General features: G+C 61.9%; 13 protein-coding genes. 2 read left to right on the top strand and 11 right to left on the bottom strand.

Annotated features, from left to right (window positions below):
• Positions 1 to 50 precede the first annotated feature (50 nt).
• From IPM12_09095 to IPM12_09110, 4 genes are all read right to left on the bottom strand, one after another.
• Positions 51 to 2069, bottom strand: a complete 2019-nt coding sequence (locus IPM12_09095; GenBank protein ID MBK9147953.1) for a T9SS type A sorting domain-containing protein — start codon at positions 2067 to 2069, stop codon at positions 51 to 53.
• Positions 2070 to 2213: 144 nt separating this feature from the next.
• Positions 2214 to 2762: a GNAT family N-acetyltransferase gene (locus IPM12_09100; protein MBK9147954.1), complete on the bottom strand. Its 549-nt coding sequence runs from the start codon at positions 2760 to 2762 to the stop codon at positions 2214 to 2216.
• Positions 2763 to 2765: 3 nt separating this feature from the next.
• A complete protein-coding gene (locus tag IPM12_09105) occupies positions 2766 to 3512 on the bottom strand; it encodes an alpha/beta fold hydrolase (GenBank protein MBK9147955.1) in 747 nt (248 codons plus the stop codon).
• On the bottom strand, positions 3509 to 4042 hold the full coding sequence (locus IPM12_09110) for a pyridoxamine 5'-phosphate oxidase family protein (protein ID MBK9147956.1): 534 nt from the start codon (positions 4040 to 4042) through the stop codon (positions 3509 to 3511). Before IPM12_09110 ends, IPM12_09105 begins: the two co-directional genes overlap by 4 nt.
• Positions 4043 to 4084: 42 nt before the next feature.
• Here IPM12_09110 and IPM12_09115 point away from each other — a divergent pair, with 42 nt between their 5' ends.
• Complete coding sequence (locus IPM12_09115; GenBank protein MBK9147957.1) at positions 4085 to 5179, top strand: hypothetical protein; 1095 nt, start codon at positions 4085 to 4087, stop codon at positions 5177 to 5179.
• Here the strand turns inward: IPM12_09115 and IPM12_09120 are convergent.
• Positions 5160 to 5396 (bottom strand): RNA-binding S4 domain-containing protein, encoded by a 237-nt coding sequence (locus tag IPM12_09120; protein MBK9147958.1) that lies wholly within the window; start codon positions 5394 to 5396, stop codon positions 5160 to 5162. The genes IPM12_09115 and IPM12_09120 overlap by 20 nt on opposite strands.
• Positions 5397 to 5436: 40 nt before the next feature.
• The gene (locus IPM12_09125; protein MBK9147959.1) at positions 5437 to 5856 is read right to left on the bottom strand and encodes a GNAT family N-acetyltransferase; all 420 of its coding nucleotides are present in this window, start codon (positions 5854 to 5856) and stop codon (positions 5437 to 5439) included.
• A gap of 90 nt (positions 5857 to 5946) precedes the next feature.
• On the opposite strand from IPM12_09125, the gene IPM12_09130 reads away from it, so the two are divergent.
• Positions 5947 to 6432 carry a hypothetical protein gene (locus tag IPM12_09130; GenBank protein ID MBK9147960.1) on the top strand — a complete coding sequence of 162 codons (486 nt, stop codon included), beginning with the start codon at positions 5947 to 5949 and terminating at the stop codon, positions 6430 to 6432.
• 545 nt (positions 6433 to 6977) lie between these two features.
• On the opposite strand, the gene IPM12_09135 is transcribed toward IPM12_09130, so the two are convergent.
• The 5 genes from IPM12_09135 to IPM12_09155 all read right to left on the bottom strand — a co-directional run bounded on the left by IPM12_09135 (position 6978) and on the right by IPM12_09155 (position 18973).
• Complete coding sequence (locus IPM12_09135) at positions 6978 to 7475, bottom strand: hypothetical protein (GenBank protein MBK9147961.1); 498 nt, start codon at positions 7473 to 7475, stop codon at positions 6978 to 6980.
• A 54-nt stretch (positions 7476 to 7529) separates the two neighbouring features.
• On the bottom strand, positions 7530 to 9977 hold the full coding sequence (gene ppsA, locus IPM12_09140) for a phosphoenolpyruvate synthase (GenBank protein MBK9147962.1): 2448 nt from the start codon (positions 9975 to 9977) through the stop codon (positions 7530 to 7532).
• A gap of 363 nt (positions 9978 to 10340) precedes the next feature.
• Entirely contained in the window at positions 10341 to 15047 is a 4707-nt protein-coding gene (locus IPM12_09145; protein MBK9147963.1) for a T9SS type A sorting domain-containing protein, read from the bottom strand.
• A 72-nt stretch (positions 15048 to 15119) separates the two neighbouring features.
• A complete protein-coding gene (locus tag IPM12_09150) occupies positions 15120 to 17564 on the bottom strand; it encodes a hypothetical protein (protein ID MBK9147964.1) in 2445 nt (814 codons plus the stop codon).
• 194 nt (positions 17565 to 17758) lie between these two features.
• Positions 17759 to 18973 carry a hypothetical protein gene (locus IPM12_09155; protein ID MBK9147965.1) on the bottom strand — a complete coding sequence of 405 codons (1215 nt, stop codon included), beginning with the start codon at positions 18971 to 18973 and terminating at the stop codon, positions 17759 to 17761.
• Positions 18974 to 18983 lie beyond the last annotated feature (10 nt).

The raw sequence follows: 18983 nt of genomic DNA on the forward strand, positions 1-18983 counted from the left end.
TTTGCGCCTGCACATGGTTGCTTCGGCGAACGAGGGCGAAATTAGGAAGGTCAGCGGGCGATCACGATCCGGGTGGCGCCACCGGCCAGTTCCAGGGCATAGGCGCCAGGGGCCAAGGCCGATACATCGATGCCATTCACGGCAGCCCCAGCGGTGCTTTGCATGGCGATGCGGCCGGCGGCATCGCGCAGGCTGATCGGTGTTGCTGGCGACAAGCGCTGCGCTTCTGTGATGAAGATGCGGTCGTTGGCCGGGTTGGGGTAGGCGCGGAGCTGCGCGGCCGGCGCCACCGCGATGCCCACGTTCTCATCGACGCCGATGACGCCGAGCGCATGCGTGGTGGCGTTCACGAACCAGATTCGGCCATCGGGGCCCACCTCGATTCCCATGATGCCAGCTGCGCCTGTCTGGATCCGTCCCAGCTCTGCGAAGCTGCCGCCTTCACTGATGTCGAAGATCACGATGTCGCCGTTGGCATGGTCGCTCACCAGCAGGTGGTCGCCGCTGATGGCGATGCCCGCTGGCTGGACCAGACCGGTGGTGATGATGGTCTCCCAGATGTGGCCGCTCATCTGAGTGTACTCCACGTAGCTCTCCCAAGGACCGAAGGATGCGGGGCCATTCACGCTCCCGCTGCGCGTATCGAGGCGCAGGATCCGCTGGTTGCCATGGTCCACTACGTAGAGCCAGCCGGTTCGCTTGTCCAATTCGCAATGGCTCACGATGTGGTCATTCGGGTCGCGCACGATGGTGACGCCGCCGTAGCGCCGGATCACGGCATCGCCGTGCCAGGTGTTGCCCGGACCGTGGTCCTCGCGGAAGTCGTTCATCACCACATCGCCGTTGTGGCCGTCCACCACCCAATAGCGGTTCCAGCGGTCGTGCGCGATGCCCTGGCTGCGCGGATTCACGTGCAGCATATCGAGGTGGCTGCCCAGCGGGCCTTCACCGGGGAAGGCGTAGATGTTGGGGTCTGCGCTCCACAACGTAGGTCCGGTGAAAGGATCGCCGCCGTTCTGGTTGGCGTCGAAGATGCCCGGGCTGGTGGCGAAGTTGCCGTTGTCGCCCATGGCGATGCCGGTGGGCAGGCTCATGAAATGGCCCGCGCTTGGATCTCGTTGCCAGAGGTGGGCCTGATTCGGTTCGCCGGGGTTGAAGAAGCGCACGGTGCTGCCACCGGTTCCGGGCACATCCTTGTTGATCGCCCAGATCTCGTTGCGCGCGGGATCGGGGTGCCAGGCGATGTCGCGCGGGGTGAGCAGGTCCTCGTCGTCGTCGGCCACGATGGTGATCTCGCTGCCATTGGCGATGATCGCCGGAACCAGGTCGGGGATCACATCATTCACCCAGAGATCAGCCGTGGCCATGTCGTTCGATGGGTCCTCATCGGCGCTGCCATTCAGGTCGCTGGCCCACACGGTGAGCACGGTGCCCCCCGGGCTCGCGGGCATCCAGGCGTCCGTGGTGAGGAACTCGTAGCTGTTGCCAGAGCCGATGCTCATGCCGCTGTAGGGCTGTGTGAAGACCACATTGCCATCGAGCGCGGCATTCAGCGTGAAGTCCGTGACGGTGGCCGATCCGAAGTTGCGCAGCACGCCGCTGAAGCGCGTCTCGAGCCCGATGCGGTTGTACAGCGGCGTGGTGAGCGCGGTGACGCCCATGTCGAGTGCTAGCGGCTCCTGGACCAGGAAGGTGAAGATGTGGAAGCCGCCATCCTCATCGAACTCACCGATTACCGCGCCATTGGCCCGCACCCGGAAAGTGGCCTGGCCATCGCCGTAGCTATCGATGCTGATGATGTTGTACTGCACGCCTTCATCGAGGCACCATGGGCCCTCGGTGAAAGTGCTGTTGCTGGCGTAGCCTCCGGCGGGCGAGGTCTGGGTGCCGCCGCTGGCGCAGCCCAGCGCCGTGGTATTGCCGCCGATGAAGATCGGAGCCTGATTGCACGCGTTGCCGAAGGGCACCAGCTGCCAGTAGGTCTCGTTGCCCCAATCGTCGGTGAGCACCTCAATGGTGATCTCCATCTGCCCGGCGGGGCATTGGCTGAAGAGGGCGACCGTGGGCATGGAAGCGAGGAGAAGAGCGGAAAGAGCGCGCATTCGCAAATAGTGGTTTGGGCGCCAAGCTAACCGATGCGCTCAGTGGCTCACGGTTACTCGGCGAGGGCTGCGATGCTTTCCTTGGAAGCCTTCAACTAGCCGACGGACCCATCAGTCCGAGGCCAAACGGGCGTACATAGCGGAGTCGAGCTGCTTGCCTTGCCAGTGGAGATTGCCGCGCAAGGTTCCCTCGTACCGGTATCCGCTGCGCTCCAGCAAGCCACGGGAGGCCCCGTTGGCCGGATCCGTGATGGCTTCGATCCGCCAGAATCCCATACCGAATCCATGCGCGGTCACGGCGGTCAAGGCTTCCGTCATCAACCCCTTGCGCCACTGATCAGGGCTGAGCAGGTAGCCCACTTCCGCCGTGTAGTGCTCGGGACGGAGCCGGTAGAAGCCGATGGTGCCGATCAATTCCGGTGCTTCGATCAAGCTGATGCCCCAGGTGATGCCGGTCCCTTTGCTCCGGCCTTCGGCGATCTGTTCGATGAGTCCGGCGGCGTCCTGCTCTGTGCTGGCGCGCGGGCGGGCCAGGTGCCGCATCACGCGTTCATCCGTGCGCAAGGCGAAGAGCGCGGGCGCGTCGGCCGCGGTGATCTCGCGCAGTACCAAGCGTTCGGTGCGCAGGACCGGGAATGCGGAGAGATCGGGTTCAAGCATGGTTCACGCAAGTTGCTTGAGGAACAGCGACACCTCTGCATTGAAGCGCTCCGGGGCCTCCACGGGGCTGAGGTGCGCAGCGCCCTCGATCACCACCAATCGACTGCCGGGCAAAGCAGCATGCATGGCTTCGCTGGTAGGCAGGGGCATCAGGGCATCAACGCTACCGGTGATGATCAGTGCAGGTCCGTTGAAGTTGCTCAGCACATGCGTGCGGTCGGCACGGAGGGCCATGCCGCGTGATGCCGCTGCGATGGCCTCTGGCCGTTGGCTTGCCATGATCGCTTCAACGCGTGCGGCCACATCAGCCTGTTCCCGCCGCGTGCGTTCACTGAGCACCTTCGGGATCATCGCGCGGGCGATCACGGCCGCTCCTTTGTCCAGCGCATCCGATGCGGTCTGTTCGCGTGCGGCCTTGCCTTCATCGGTGTCGGCGGAGGATCGGGTGTTGCAGAGGATCAGCCCTTGCACGCGTTCCGGCCATTGCTCCGCGAAGGCCATGGCCACGTAACCTCCCATGCTCAGGCCGCAGAGCACGGCGCGCTCGATGCCGCGCTCATCGAGCAGGGCATGCAGGTCATCGGCATAGGCTTCCATGGACATGGCGCGTGGCACTTCGCGACGGTCAGTGCCGAAGCCGCGCAGATCGGGCGCCAGCACCTCAGCAACCGATGAGAGGCCTTCGACCTGCGGTTGCCAGAAGCTCCCGTCGAGCGGGAAGCCGTGGATGAGGAGGAGGGCTTGCTTCATGCCGGGAGTCCATCGATGCTGCGCGCGTTCCTATCGGCTTGGTAGGCACGCACCCCGTCCTCGCCCTTCTTCACCGCCCAGTCGATCAGTTGTTGCCGTTCGCCTTCGTGCGTGTACAAGGGCACGCCGAATCCGCACGAGGTCTGCACCGATTCTATGTGGAGCAAGATGATCTGCCGCTCGCCGGGGATGGTATCGCCGAAGGAAGGACGGAGTGCAAGCCAGCCTTCATCGGCGGGCCGCACCACCTGTCCAGTTCCGTAGAGGCGCAGGATCAAGGGGGCACCTTCGAACGCGCAGAACATGAATGTGAGCCTTCCGTTATCGCGCAGGTGCGCAGCCGTTTCGTTGCCACTTCCTGTCAGGTCCAGATAACCCGCTCGTTGAGGTGAGAGCACAAGGAAGGTGTTAAGGCCCTTCGGTGAGAGGTTCACCCTTCCATGATTAGGCGCCGTGCCCACGAAGAACATCCGTTGCGCAGCGATGAATGCCATGAGCCGGTCATCGAGGCGGTCCATGAACTTGGCCATGGCGCCAAATTAGGCGCCCACCCAGCGTGCTAGATTGCGGCCATGCGCGCCTGCACGCTGCTCCCCCTGCTCCTTGCATTGAATGCCGCTTGGGCCAAGGACTACATCGTCCCCGCCAACGATGTCGCCGGCTTCTTCGCGACGCTGCCCAAGGATGCCACGCGCGTTACGTTCTCTGCGGCTGACGTGTACAAGTGCAACACCGACATCGTGCTGCCCGACGCCCAACTGCTCGTGATCGATGGGGCAGGGGCGAAGCTGGTGCTCGGGCCCAACAGCAACGGTTTCACACGCGCGATCAAGGACCAGAAGGATGCGCTGGCCCGCGTGGGCAGCCGCTACGCGATCCGCGATTTCGCGGCCATCGAGGGCGGCAGGAAGGCCATCGACCTGAAGGCCACGCTTGGCAGCGTGATCGAGAACGTGCGCTGCGTGGGACAGAGCGAGGCGGCCATCGACCTGCGCTTCTGCCTGATGGCCCGAGTGAGCAATGTGCTGGTCACGAATCCCAAGGCGCGCGGCATCGTGGTGCGACAAGGCGATTGGCCCGGCGCATCGTGGAGCAACAGCCAGAGCAACCACACGGTGCTGGAGCAATGCCGCGTGTACTGCACGGCCACCACCACGCAAGCCTTCAGCGTGCTGCACAGCAGCGGAGTGCGCATGGCGGATTGCATCAGCGAAGGGACGCCCTGCGATCACGACCTCTTCCTCAGCGCAGCGATCGATGGCAAGGAGGACCAGCCCGCGCGCAACACCGTGGTGAAGCAGTTCGTGCTATCCAACTTCCATGTGGAGCACGCCGCGCGCAAGGCCAGCATCCATGTGAACATGCCGCCGCGCGCTGCAGTTGATCTCAGCGGCATCTACTGGAACGGCAGGATGAGCGCTCCGGTGATCGACTACATCAGCGGGCAGCTCAACCTCAGCAGCATCGGCTGGTGGGACGATGGCTTCGTGATCGCCACGCGGGTGTCGGCGCCGCGCATCAGCATCGATCGCTGCAACGCTGCGTTGAAGGTGGGGGCGGCAGCGGGCGGCGGCAAGCGCGCCGGTGCCTTGGAGTTGCGCGAGCCGCTTCTGGGGAATGAGGTGCTGAAGCTGGACTACGTGAAGGTCACGAGGGCGGCGATGTGAGCGGTGTCATCACCTCGATCCTCGCTCCCTCGCACTCCACCACCTGGCCTGCGCGGATCTTGTTGGTCTTGCGCATTTCCACCTGGCCATCCACTTTCACACGCCCTTCAGCTACGAGCTGCTTGCCCTGACCGCCGCTGTCGCACACGCCGGCGAGCTTCAGCAATTGATTCAGCTCGATGTACTCGCCGCGAAGCTCGATGGTGATGGTGGCCATGCCGCAAAGGAAGCGCGGATAGCGCCCAGCGGCTCGCCGATCAGAGCGGCTTGATGAAGTGATACCCGCGCTTCACGAAGCCATGGCGCTCATAGAAGCGATGGCCCGCCGTGTTCTCCAAGTACGCATCGAGCATCACATGAGCGCAGCCTTCACGCTGCGCGATGCGGATCAGCTCGTCCACCAGCAACTGCCCGATGCTGCGCGAACGGTGCTTGGCATCCACCACGAAGTTGTCGATCTCCAAGTAGCGGCCGCAGTAGAGCTTGTGGCCGATCCAATAGCCGCTGAGGCCTAGGCAGGCATTGCCCTCGAAGGCGGCGAGCATGGCGTAGCGGTGCGGGATCATGGCCTCGATCAATGAACGGTAATCAGATTCGGGGAGCGAAGGGGTGAGCTGCTGGATGAGCGGGAGCAGAGGCAGCATCTCCTCGACCTTGGCGAGCCTGCGCAGGTGCATGCGGCAAAGGAAGGCGAGCATCCCCAATGCTCGGAGTCGAGAGGCTCCACAGCCTTTCTGACGGTACCTTGCCGGCCTCGCAATCAAGCCATGCCTTCCACCTTCCTGCCAGACAGTTCCGGCAGCACCGAACGACCGGGCCTCATCTTCGGATTGGGGATCCTTTCCTTCATCAATAGCGGCGTTTTCGTCCTGATCTATGGCTTGGGCATCCTGGCCATGCTGGCCGTGCAGCAGATGCCATTCGATGAGTTCAATGCCCTCTTCGATGACGCGCGCGGCATGCTCGGTGGCGAGGATCCGGACCAATTCGATGCGATGATCGCCCTGCTGCACGCGCATGGCGCCGCCATCATGGGCATCTTCTTCCTGCGCACGGTGCTGCGGCTGGCGGGGGCCATCGGCATCTGGCGAGCGAAACGAAGCGGATTCCATCTCTATGCGGCGGCGCAGTTGCTGGGGATCTTCGCGCCGCACCTCTACCTCCCATGGGACATGCTCGGGGTCTTCGGCCCCCTGATGGCCATTGGCATGACCGCCGCATACGGCAGCCAATTGAAACGGCTCGGGCCTTGAGGGCACGGGAAATGTTCCTCTTGCGATGCGCAGGTACGCGCTCATTTCCGCCATCGGGCCGGCCTTGATCACCCAGTCGCTGCGGCCCTTCACGATCGGAGTGACGAGCACCTTGCGGTCAGACGCGCTCGGCGAGGATCGCATCCTGAACATCGTGCTCCCGCAGGGTTACTCACCGGACAGCGCCGCATGCGTTCTTCATCGCCGTGGGAAAAGAGGGCAGGAGCATCGAACGCTGATCGAAACAGCTCGCGGCGCTGCTGCGCAGGGGGAAGGGCATCCGTGTCGAATATGCTTACCTGGCCAAGCGCGACCATGCGACCATCCTGCGCCAGGCCGTGCTCGACGCCTTGCGTTGGATGAAGCAGGGTAAGTGACCGGAGCGGCTAGAGCACGCCCATGGGCACGCGTTCGCCGCGTCGCCCATCGCATTTGCGCACGCTGTAATTGCTGGCGCAAGAGCTCAGCAACAGGATGAGGGCAAGGACCAGGAGGGCTTTCATGCTTGCCTAACGCACGCAGGGGGCGCCAACGTGCATGTGCCTTCAGCTTGCCTCGGCGAGGCGTTCAACATAGATGCGGCTGCGCTCGCTCGCGATGCCGTCCACCGTGTGGCCAACGGTGCCGATCAGGAGCAGCCCAAGTCCAACGCCTTTCCAGATCGGCGTGCCGCCCATGAAGGCCAGGCAGACCCCGGCGATCAGCAGTACCGTCCATGCGATCTTCAACGGCAGCCAGGTCTTATGAACGCCATTCATGCGGGGTACCTCCTTTGCGAGGAAGGTCGCTGCATCGACTGAGATCTCCTTCGGGAATTGTTCCAGCCGCAGGTTGTTGCTGCGCAGGAGCACGGGACCGGCGCCTGCGCCGAGCAATCCCACGATTGCCACGGGCACCAGCATGCCGCGCGTGATCGTGCCCGGCTCCGCCACCTTCCAGAAGGCGAAGGCCAGTAACAGGAAAACGATGCCGCCCACCGTGTAGCAGATCGCGCCGAGGCGTTCGCCTTTGTAGTACTCGGTCATGTGGTGCAGGAGGTCCATGGTGCTGGGCGTGTACGGCGAAGTTGGCGAATCCTGCGGAAGCCAAGCTGCGTGCTACGCCCTCACCCGATCCCCCGGCAGCTTCGCCTCCACTTCTGCGATCGCTTTGATCGTTCGTAGCAGCGAGTCGGGTGTAACACTGATGGAATCGATACCGAGTTCCACGAGGAATTGCGCGAAGTCGGGGAAGTCGCTCGGCCCTTGGCCGCAGATGCCCACCTTGGTCTTGGTCTTCTTGGCGCTGGTGATGAGCATGCGGAGCATGCGCTTCACGGCCTCGTTGCGCTCGTCGTAGATGTGCGAGACCAGTGCGCTGTCGCGGTCGAGGCCGAGGGTGAGCTGCGTGAGGTCATTGCTGCCGATGGAGAAGCCATCGATGTACTGCGCGAACTCATCGGCCATGATGATGTTGCTGGGGATCTCGGCCATGAGAAAAAGCTCAAGGCCCTCCTTGCCGCGCTCCAGTCCATACTCCTTCATCACGGCCATCACCTTTTTCAGTTCGGTCACGGTGCGGCAGAAGGGGATCATCACCACCACGTTCTTCAGACCCATCTTCTCGCGCACGCGGCGGATGGCCTTGCACTCCAGCCCGAAGGCCTCTTTGTAGGCATCGCTGTAATAGCGTGATGCGCCGCGCCAGCCGATCATCGGGTTCTCCTCGTCGGGCTCGAAGTGCTCGCCGCCCAGCAAGCCCTTGTACTCGTTGCTCTTGAAGTCGCTGAAGCGCACGATCACCTTGTTGGGGTAGAAGGCGCTGGCGATCTTCGCGATGCCGTAGCTCAGTCGTTTAACGAAGAAGGTCTCTTCGTCCTCGTAGCCGTTGATCAGGTAGCTGATCTTGCCGCTGAGGTTCACGTCGCCGAGCTCCTTGTGCTGCAGGAGCGCGAGCGGGTGCGCCTGGATGTAGTTGTTGATGATGAACTCCTCGCGGGCAAGCCCCACGCCTGCGTTCGGCAGCGCCGCGAACTTGAAGGCCAGGTCAGGGCTGGCCACGTTGAGCATGATGGGCGTCTTGACGTGCGGCAGATCGGCGAGCGAGGTCTCTTCCTTCTGGTAGGGGATGATGCCGCTGTAGATGATGCCCGTATCGCCTTCGCAGCAGCTCGCGGTCACTTCCATGCCGGTCTCGAGCACGTCGGTGGCGTTGCCGCAGCCTACGATGGCGGGCACGCCCATTTCGCGCGCCACGATCGCCGCGTGGCAGGTGCGTCCGCCCTTGTTGGTGATGATGGCGCTGGCCTTCTTCATGATCGGCTCCCAATCCGGATCGGTCATGTCGGTCACGAGCACATCGCCCTGCTGGAAGTCCTTGCCGTCGGTGCTGCCTCCACGACCGTCCAGGCTGAAGAGGATGCGCACCTTGCCTGCGCCCACCTTCGCGCCCACGGCGATGCCTTTGGCGATCACGTTCTCCTTGCCCGTGTGGTTGAGCTTGAACTCCACCACCTTGTCCGCATCGCCGCGGCTGTGGATCGTCTCCGGCCGCGCCTGCACGATGAAGAGCTCCTTCGTCAATCCATCCACGGCCCACTCCACGTCCATCGGGCACCAGGTTCCTTTCTTGTCGCTGTAGTACTTCTCGATGGCCACCACGCTCTTCGCCACTTCGAGCGCTTGCTCGTCGGTGATGCAGAAGCGGTTGCGCATGGGCCGCTCCGTGGGGATGGTGAGCGTGGGCTTGCCGGGCTCCACGCCGTAGATCATCTTCCTGTCCTTGTGGCCCAGCTTCTTCTCGATGATGGAGGCGTAGCCCTGATTCAGCGTCGGCTTGAAGACGAGGAATTCATCGGGGCTCACCGCGCCCTGCACCACCATCTCACCCAAGCCATAACTGCCGTTGATCAGCACCACGTCCCTGAAGCCGCTCTCCGTATCGAGGCTGAAGGCCACGCCGCTCGCACCGAGGTCTGAGCGCACCATCTTCTGCACGCCCACGCTGATGCCCACTTCGAAATGGTCGTAGCCCAGCCCGTGGCGGTAAACGATGGCGCGATCGGTCCAGAGCGAGGCGAAGCAGTTGCGGACGGCGCTGATCAGGTCCTGGGGGCCGCGCACGTTCAAATAGGTCTCCTGCTGACCGGCGAACGAAGCATCCGGTAGGTCTTCAGCCGTGGCGGAGGAACGCACCGCCACGTCCGTTTGTTCCTGTCCGTATTGCTGGCTCATCTCCTCATAACGCTTGAGGATGCCCTTCCAGATCTCCTCCGGGAACTTGCCGTTCTTGATCAGGGTGCGCACGCTGAGGCCGGTACGGCGGATGCTCTCCACATCGTCGGGGTCCAATCCTGCCACCAGGTCCTTGATCTTCTGGTCCAACTCATTGTGCGCGATGAAGGCCTCGTAGCTCGCCACGGTGACCACGAAGCCCCCGGGAACCTTCACGCCCAACTTGCTCAGGCGCTGGATCATCTCGCCGAGGCTGGCATTCTTGCCTCCCACGGTCGGGATGTCCGAGAGTTCGACTTCGTGGAGCCACTTGAGGTAGTTGATGCCGGCCATGGTGATTCTGCTTTTTAGAAGCCCGTGATGCGCGCTGCAATGGGCAAAGATCGGCCCTGCGGTGTTGATGGCGGCAATTCATGTTGTGAGGATGCATGATGCCGAGCAAGGATCGGCAAGAGGCGTGGGGGCTTTTCGAGCCTTGAGAAGCCGTCGCTCATGGAATATTGGAATCGAACAAAGGCCAGAGCTATTCGAGCTCGCCGGGCATTCCGGAAAGCGTTCGGACATGTGCAGTCCTCGTGATTGTTTGATGGCGTGCGCCCGTCCGAAAGGCGGGATGGATGAAGCGCTCATCACCAAGCCCCGGAAACAAGAGGGCCGCCTCTTGCGAGACGGCCCTCTTGGAAGGAGTTCCTAGGTTCAGCGCTGGATCATGATGCGCTCGGTCCACGAGCCGCCTGCGCCGGTGACCTGCACCACATAAACGCCGGTGCCAATGCTGGCGGGCAGTTCGAGCGCGCCATTCACGATGCCCTCTTGTGCCGCACGGGTGGTGGAAACCACCTGGTTGCCGAGCATGTCATACAAGTTGATCGTGAGGACCGCATCCGGCACTGGGATGCCAGCAATGCTCATGTTGAGCAGTTCGCCGCGATTCGGATTCGGCCAGACCGTCATTCTCGCCTCGATATCGGCTGCGGCGCCAGTTCCTGCGTCATCCGCGAGGATCATTTCACTGCCGCCATTATCGATGGTCACAGAGCATGCTTCGCCGAAGGGGCACCAAGTCGCTCCATTGTCTTTCGAGATGCGCACTTGCACTTCGTAGGTGGTACCGTTCTGGAATGCATTGCCACCAGGTCCGCTCAAGGCAATCCAATGCGTGGGGGAGTTCCGGTTGAAGGTGATGCCTTCGGACGGCACGCTGAAGCGGAATTGGTAGATGTCCGCGCCCTGGCGCGCAAAGGCCCAGATCTTCTGGTTCGAGGGGGCCTGGCGGGTCACGCCGCAGGAGTACTCCGGATGTCCGGGAATGTTCACGAGCTGGGTGGGAGGGCATTCGGCCAATTGAGCATCGAGGCGGAAGCGGCAAGCAGGTCCGAATTCGCTGTACGTGCCGAGGATGCGGCTCCGGACGCGCACGTTGTAGAGCTCGCCTTCCTGCAATTGGTTGCCGAGCCAGCCATTCACCACGAACCGTGACGCACGGACCGCGCTGGCAGGCAGGCTGTTCGTTGTGTTATGGCTCTGGTAGCGACGGAAGCTGTAGCTGCCATTGGGGTTGAACCACCACATCTGGTAACCTGTGCTGCTGCGCTCGGGGCTTCCAGCCGGGAAGCTGCTCCACACGGCCGACACCGCCGGGTTGACATTCGCATTGAGGATATCGCCCGTGAGCCACCATTCCTTATCGCACGAGGCCACGCTGATCTCATCGCTGCCCAGCGGGAGGCAGAAGCCTTCGCCGTTCGCTAGGGCGCTCTCCGTGGTGAAGCCAGCGCCGTTGTCCCGGTTGTCGATGATGCGGCCGCCGGTCAAGCGGGCGAGCACGTATCCGCCGGTGGTCATCCCATCGCCTGCGCTATCGAACACGCGCAGCACATAGCATGCGCTGGTCAGGCAGCACTGTTCGCCGATGAATGAGTTGTCCACGCCGGGGTACGGGCCACCAGAGCAAACAGCGATCTCGGTACCCTGCAGCACGATCTCCCAACTGGTCTCGCTGCCGTTCGCGTCGGTCTCGATCACCAGGTTCACAGGATGGTCGCAGCCACCAACCGGTGTCCCCTGGCATTCGCAATTCGCGTTCAGCACATCATTCTCGGTTCCGATGTTGCCGTCGTCGCAGGCTTCACCGATTTGTCCGACAACCGTGGGGCAGTTGTCGTTGGCATCGCACACGCCATCGCTGTCAGTGTCCTGGAAGGTGCCGGCGCAGTTGCAGTTCGCGTCGTACACATCGTTGATCGTGCAGTCATCGTTGTCGTTGCACGCGGTGCCGGGCTGGGCCGGGCCGCCGGGAACGCCCTCGCAATCGTCGCCGAGCAGGGTGCCCACGCAGTTGCAGTTGGCGTCGATCACGTCGTCGATGGTGGCCGTATTGCCGTCATCGCAGGTAGAACCGATCTGGCCGGGCACAGTGGGGCAGTTGTCGTTGGCATCGCACACGCCATCGCTGTCGGTGTCCTGGAAGGTGCCCACGCAGTTGCAGTTGGCGTCAAGGGCATCGTTGATGGTGCAATCGTCGCCATCGCTGCAGGCCGAGCCGATCTGGCCGGGCACGGTGGGGCAGTTGTCGTTGGCATCGCATACGCCATCGCTGTCGGTGTCCTGGAAGGTGCCTACGCAGTTGCAGTTGGCGTCAAGCGCATCGTTGATGGTGCAATCGTCGCCGTCGCTGCAGGCCGAGCCGATCTGGCCGGGCACGGTGGGGCAGTTGTCATTCGCATCGCACACGCCATCGCTGTCGGTGTCCTGGAAGGTGCCGGCGCAGTTGCAGTTCGCGTCGTACACATCGTTGATCGTGCAGTCATCGTTGTCGTTGCACGCGGTGCCGGGCTGGGCAGGGCCGCCGGGAACGCCCTCGCAATCGTCGCCGAGCAGGGTGCCCACGCAGTTGCAGTTGGCGTCGATCACGTCGTTGATGGTGGCCGTATTGCCGTCATCGCAGGTAGAACCGATCTGGCCGGGCACAGTGGGGCAGTTGTCATTCGCATCGCAAACGCCGTCGCTGTCGGTGTCCTGGAAGGTGCCCACGCAGTTGCAGTTGGCGTCAAGCGCATCATTGATGGTGCAATCGTCGCCATCGCTGCAGGCCGAGCCGATCTGTCCGGGCACGGTGGGGCAGTTGTCGTTGGCATCGCATACGCCATCGCTGTCGGTGTCCTGGAAGGTGCCTACGCAGTTGCAGTTGGCGTCAAGCGCATCGTTGATGGTGCAATCGTCGCCGTCGCTGCAGGCCGAGCCGATCTGGCCGGGCACGGTGGGGCAGTTGTCATTCGCATCGCACACGCCATCGCTGTCGGTGTCCTGGAAGGTGCCGGCGCAGTTGCAGTTCGCGTCGTACACATCGTTGATCGTGCAGTCATCGTTGTCGTTGCACGCGGTGCCGGGCTGGGCTGGGCCGCCGGGAACGCCTTCGCAGTCATCGCCGAGCAGGGTGCCCACGCAGTTGCAGTTGGCGTCGATCACGTCGTCGATGGTGGCCGTATTGCCGTCATCGCAGCTAGAACCGATCTGGCCGGGTACGGTGGGGCAGTTGTCGTTGGCATCGCATACGCCATCGCTGTCGGTGTCCTGGAAGGTGCCCACGCAGTTGCAGTTGGCGTCAAGGGCATCGTTGATGGTGCAATCGTCGCCGTCGCTGCAGGCCGAGCCGATCTGTCCAGGCACGGTGGGGCAGTTGTCGTTGGCATCGCACACGCCATCGCTATCGGTGTCCTGGAAGGTGCCCACGCAGTTGCAGTTGGCATCAAGGGCATCGTTGATGGTGCAAGCGTCGCCATCGCTGCATGCTGAGCCGATCTGGCCGGGCACCGTGGGGCAGTTGTCGTTGGCATCGCACACGCCATCGCTGTCGGTGTCCTGGAAGGTGCCAGCGCAGTTGCAGTTCGCGTCGTACACATCGTTGGTCGTGCAGTCATCGTTGTCGTTGCATGCGGTGCCGGGCTGGGCAGGACCGCCGGGAACGCCCTCGCAGTCATCGCCGAGCAGGGTGCCCACGCAGTTGCAGTTGGCGTCGATCACGTCGTCGATGGTGGCCGTATTGCCGTCATCGCAGGTAGAACCGATCTGGCCGGGCACAGTGGGGCAGTTGTCATTCGCATCGCAAACGCCGTCGCTGTCGGTGTCCTGGAAGGTGCCCACGCAGTTGCAGTTGGCGTCAAGGGCATCATTGATGGTGCAGGCGTTGCCATCGCTGCAGGCCGAGCCGATCTGTCCGGGGATGGTGGGGCAGTTGTCGTTGGCATCGCAAACGCCATCGCTGTCGGTATCCTGGAAGGTGCCCACGCAGTTGCAGTTGGCGTCAAGGGCATCATTGATGGTGCAATCGTCGCCGTCGCTGCAGGCCGAGCCGATCTGGCCGGGCACGGTGGGGCAATTGTCGTTGGCATCGCACACACCATCGCTGTCGGTGTCCTGGAAGGTGCCTACGCAGTTGCAGTTGGCGTCAAGCGCATCATTGATGGTGCAATCGTCGCCATCGCTGCAGGCCGAGCCAATCTGGCCGGGCACGTTGGGGCAGTTGTCATTCGCGTCGCACACGCCATCGCTGTCGGTGTCCTGGAAGGTGCCTACGCAGTTGCAGTTGGCGTCAAGCGCATCATTGATGGTGCAATCGTCGCCATCGCTGCAGGCTGAGCCGATCTGGCCGGGCACGTTGGGGCAGTTGTCATTCGCGTCGCACACGCCATCGCTGTCGGTGTCCTGGAAGGTGCCCGCGCAACCGCAATTCGGAGCGGTGCCCGTGTACACATCATTGATCGTGCAGTCGTTGTTGTCGTTGCAGGGCGTCCCTGGCAACGCAGTGCCACCAATCACGCCGAGGCAGTCCGGGGCGCAGCTGCCGCGCAGGACGTTATTCGGCTGAATAGTGCCGGTCCGGGCGACGCCGTTGAGCGAGATGAAGAAGTTCCTGTTGGCCGAAGCGGTGTATCCATCATTCAGGATCTGGAAGGCGGTGCATCCCGAGTTGTTATTCACCGTGATGCGGTGAACCACCACCCAGGTGTCGGCGGGCAATTCGGCGCCGCAGCCGCCATTGTCTACATCATCCAAGGCGACGAGCGAAATGGCGTTGTAGGTCCGGTACTTGAATCCGCCGTCGAGGACCTGCGTGGTAGGAGCAATGGGGAACGAAGCACCCAAGCACCAAGGAGAGGAGCCCGCCGTGAGTGTAGCTGGGGAAGTGTCCACCCAGCGCACGGTGAAAGTCAGCGCCGAGAGCACCTGCCCGAAGCTGGTCCCGTTGGCTCGAAGGCGGACATCGAGCGTATTCGCGGTTGGTCCTTCGACCAGATCGATGTCCACCGAAGTGGGCAACTGCGCAATGCTCACACCTGCAAACAGGAGGGTTGCGGCACAAGCGCTGAGCAGGCGCTCGAAGGGTTTGCGATTCCAGTTCATCTTGACCAGGGTTTTGGTTGAGGCTATTCGTTCAGCAAGGGGTTGTTCGTTCCGGGGGCGCAATGTCGCCAATTATGGCAATTGCTCAACCCTAACATTGGTTGGCACGGCACCACCGATATTGAACAGGATGGGGTCACGGTCATTATCCTCGCCCACGTACTTCACCGTGCCATCGAGGTTCACGTCCTCCATGAGGTATCCAGTGGCCGTATTCGTAGGCACCGAGCCGCCAATCGCTGCCAGAATCGGGTCGCGATCGTTCAACTCGCCTACGTACTTCAGGAAAGTGTCTCGCTGCACGTTCCCGGACCATAGCGTCATGTTCGATCCGTTCATCCTGCGCGAATCGGTGCCATAGGTCTGGGTGCCAGCCGATCGGAAATCGACCATTGTGGTCCCTTCAGTGAGCGAAACCGGGTTGAGGGTCATGCAACCGTGATGATTCCTATGACGCACGGCCAAATGGAAGTTGCCATCGAGCATGCCGAAGCGGACCACTCCACCGGATCCAGAGACCACATTCCCGCTGCGGGTCACCAACGCGCTACGGGTCGCAACAATCTGAGCGGGATTCCCGGCACTGCGCAACTCGAGCAGGACCCAATCAACAGGGGCATCATTCCCGGTGGTCTGCAGGAAGCCTTGAGTGGCCGTTTCGCCGCCGCCGCCAGCAGCGTGATTGAATCCTAAAGCGGTAAATGGTTCGGTTGCTGGCACCAATCCGGCAGCGCGCAGGCCGTCATTCATCTGGCCCGAAGTCGTGTTGAACGGGCCATCAAGGATCACCTTCACATCTGCGCTTACTCCCTGATGCACCGTGGCGGTCACCATGGTGCGCGCGCTTTCCGCGATGACGTCGTTGGTGGAGACGCGCCAGTCGTAGAGGAAATAGTAAACGCCCGATCCGCCCGAGGAGCCCGTGATGGAGCCCAAAGAACCGATGGCGTACGGGTAGCTCACCCCAGCGTTGTTGCGGTACAGGTCCTGAAACACATCGCTGTTGTCATCAAAGGCTGTGATCGCATGCTGGGTTCCTGCGGGAACATCCCAGTTCACGGTCACCTCGGTCATGCCTGGCGCGAGCTCGATGAATTTCTCCTCAATCAGATTCCCGAGCTGATCACGCAGGACGAATTGGCGCTTTCCGAAGCTATTCGCATACACCTTGAAGGATTCAAGCTTGAATGGCTCGTAGGCATCGAAGTAGAGCCAATGCTTGCCGTTGAAATAGCCTCCGCCGCCTGAATTATCAGGTTTGCCAACGTTGAGCGAAACGCCAGACGAGCTATTCGATGCCGTGGCCCAATAGTTCGTGGTGCTCGTGAGAACAGGCGTGGCGAACTGGTTGCCGGACCCGATCTGGTTACCGCCCGCAGGTGCGTCGTACCAGCGCACATTGCTGCCGGTGGCGGTGATCTGGGCTGCATTGCCGGTGAGTACCGTAGCGCCCGTTCCTGTTGGGGCTGCGGGCGGCGCCAGGACGCTGACCGTGATGCTCGGTGTGGCAATGGATCCACAAGGTGCGGTGACGGTGCATGAATATGTGCCGGCCGCAGAAACCGTGATTGACCGCGCTGTGGCGCCATTGCTCCACAGATAGCTGTACCCAGGCGTGGCAGTAAGGGTAATGGTCTCACCCTGTGCGATCATGGCGCGCTTATTCGCCATAATGCTTCCCGTACCACCGCTGCCCGAAGCTTTCTGGGTGTTGATGGAGATTGGGATCATGGTGTAATTGTTATCCTCGTTCTCCTCCCGCCATGCATCCTGCGGATCCACTTCCGCTACGATCCAATAGTTGCCATTGCAAAGCACCGGAAGCCCTGGGTTTCCTGGAAGAAGGTTGATCCACATGCCATCCAAGCCCTCCGAGTAGATATCGTTCTTTCCCACGCTGATGCCCTGGAAATTCTCGGAGCAACTGTAGCCGACACCGAGGCCATAGTTCGGGAAATTGCTCGAACTGTTCAGTGCCGTGCCCTGATTGTACAGCTGCGAGGTCCGGCAGTGTCCGGAGCTCGAAGGGCAGGTGCTCAGGTCCATCAAGCAGAATCCCAACTTCGCCCCAGTAGCCACAACCGGCCAGAGCCTCGGGTCGGAGACACCAGGCTGCTCGATCCGAAGGGTCATCGTGGTCCAATCATCCACATGGTAATGATTGTGCGTAGGGTGATAGGTCATCGTGCCACGAAGCTCCTCGGTATAGGTCATCGTACTGCCCTGCTTCCGGTACACGCGCTGATAGAGGCGTTGTTTGGCCTCAAAGCCGTTCGGGCAGGTGAATCCGTTGTTGTCGTTGGGAAGGTTGTCCACCACGATCGTATCGGGCCCGCAGATGAATGTCCGCTCATTCGCAGCGTTCTTCCCACGAACTTCCAAGGGGCCGAAACCTTGGTTTGGGGTGCTTCCGCTCACTCGGAGACGGCCGGCGTTACTGGTGGCGTTCTGCGCGTACTGGTTCGGGCCGCCTGAGTAGTTGGCCAGCGCATACCAGGAAATTTGGATATCAGGCAATAGGTCACACGTGGTTTGCCCCGATACCCTGCACTGACAAGTGTTCGCGCTTGTGGTGGTGCACTGCCCGAGAACGGTGCCGGAACCAAAGAGCGCTAGAATGAATGAGGCCAGGCCTCCGAGTTGAATCGTCCTCATGCGATGGTGATTTGCCCGAATCAGGCCGCGCAAGATACCAGTTGGATCTTACAAGGTCAATGCACCAAGAAACGGCTGGTCATTGGTTTCCCGTGACTGACGATGCACAACAAGTACCCGCCTGGCGTGAGCCGAAGTCCCTCGAATCGAAGCGATTTGCCGTCCTGTGCACGACCGCTAGCGTGCAATCGCCCGCTTGTGTCCGAAATTGACCATTTAATTGGCTCGACGGCATTGTCCATATGCACCGTGAAGGTCCCATCGTTCAGCGTTGGAATGATCCGGAAACCTGAATCATCCGGGCCCAGTCCATCGGTTCCGAGAGTATGGTCGAGGCGTGCTGCGCCACCGTCGTACAAGGCTACCCAAATGCCGCCATCGGGTGCCACGGTCACGTCATTGAGCGTATTGACCGGTAATGCCGAATTCGCGGAAGTATAGCTATAGAAGCTGCCGCTCGCATCGCGGCGGATCAAGCCAGCCACCTGGGAGGCGAGCCACAGGTTGCCCGTTGCATCCTGGTCGATACCGACAAGCGCATTGGTGGGGAGATCAGAATTGAAGCTGTTGTACTGGAACCAGGTGCCCCCGTACCAATCTCCAAATTGCCTGAGCAGGCCAGCGGCTGGAGTCGCTACCCAGCGCTCATCGGCATCCAGGTCCAAGAGCACGCCGCGCTGGGTGTTATCCCAAAAGCCGGAGTTGAAGGTGGTGAAGAAGTGCACGCTGGTGTCAGTGAGGAAATGGAAGCCGCCATTTAGCGTTCCGAGCACATAGAGGCCGTCGTCGCGCGAATCGATGGAAAGGATGTGGTCGCCGTTGAGCACGCGCCCGTTGTAGCTTGCGGGAGTGCTGTCGTAGATCCGCCATTCGGAGCCTGTATAGCAGGCCAGCCCACTCACCGTTCCGAACCAGATCCAGCCATTCACGTCCTCGTGGATGGCGTTCACCTGGTCATCAGGCATCTCGGAATTAAGGGTGCTGAACACCTGCCAGTCCTGTCCATCAAAGAGTACTGCACCGCTGATTGAAGTTCCGATCCAAAGGCGCCCCTGGCTATCATGGAGCAGCGCTCGGAGGGAGTTGTCAGGAAGGTCCGAATTGCTGGTCTGGAAGACCTCGTGCTCACCGTTCTCCCAGCGCCATAGCCCCCAGTCTGTTGCCGCCCAAACCACGCCATCGGGCTGCACAGCGATGTCCAGTACCGTATTGCTGGGAAGTCCTTCATTGGCCATGTCGAAGACTTGCCATGCTTGCGCACCGGCCTTCATGCTCCAGCAT

The sequence above is a fragment of the Flavobacteriales bacterium genome (genome assembly GCA_016716605.1).
GTDB lineage: Bacteria > Bacteroidota > Bacteroidia > Flavobacteriales_F > PHOS-HE28 > PHOS-HE28.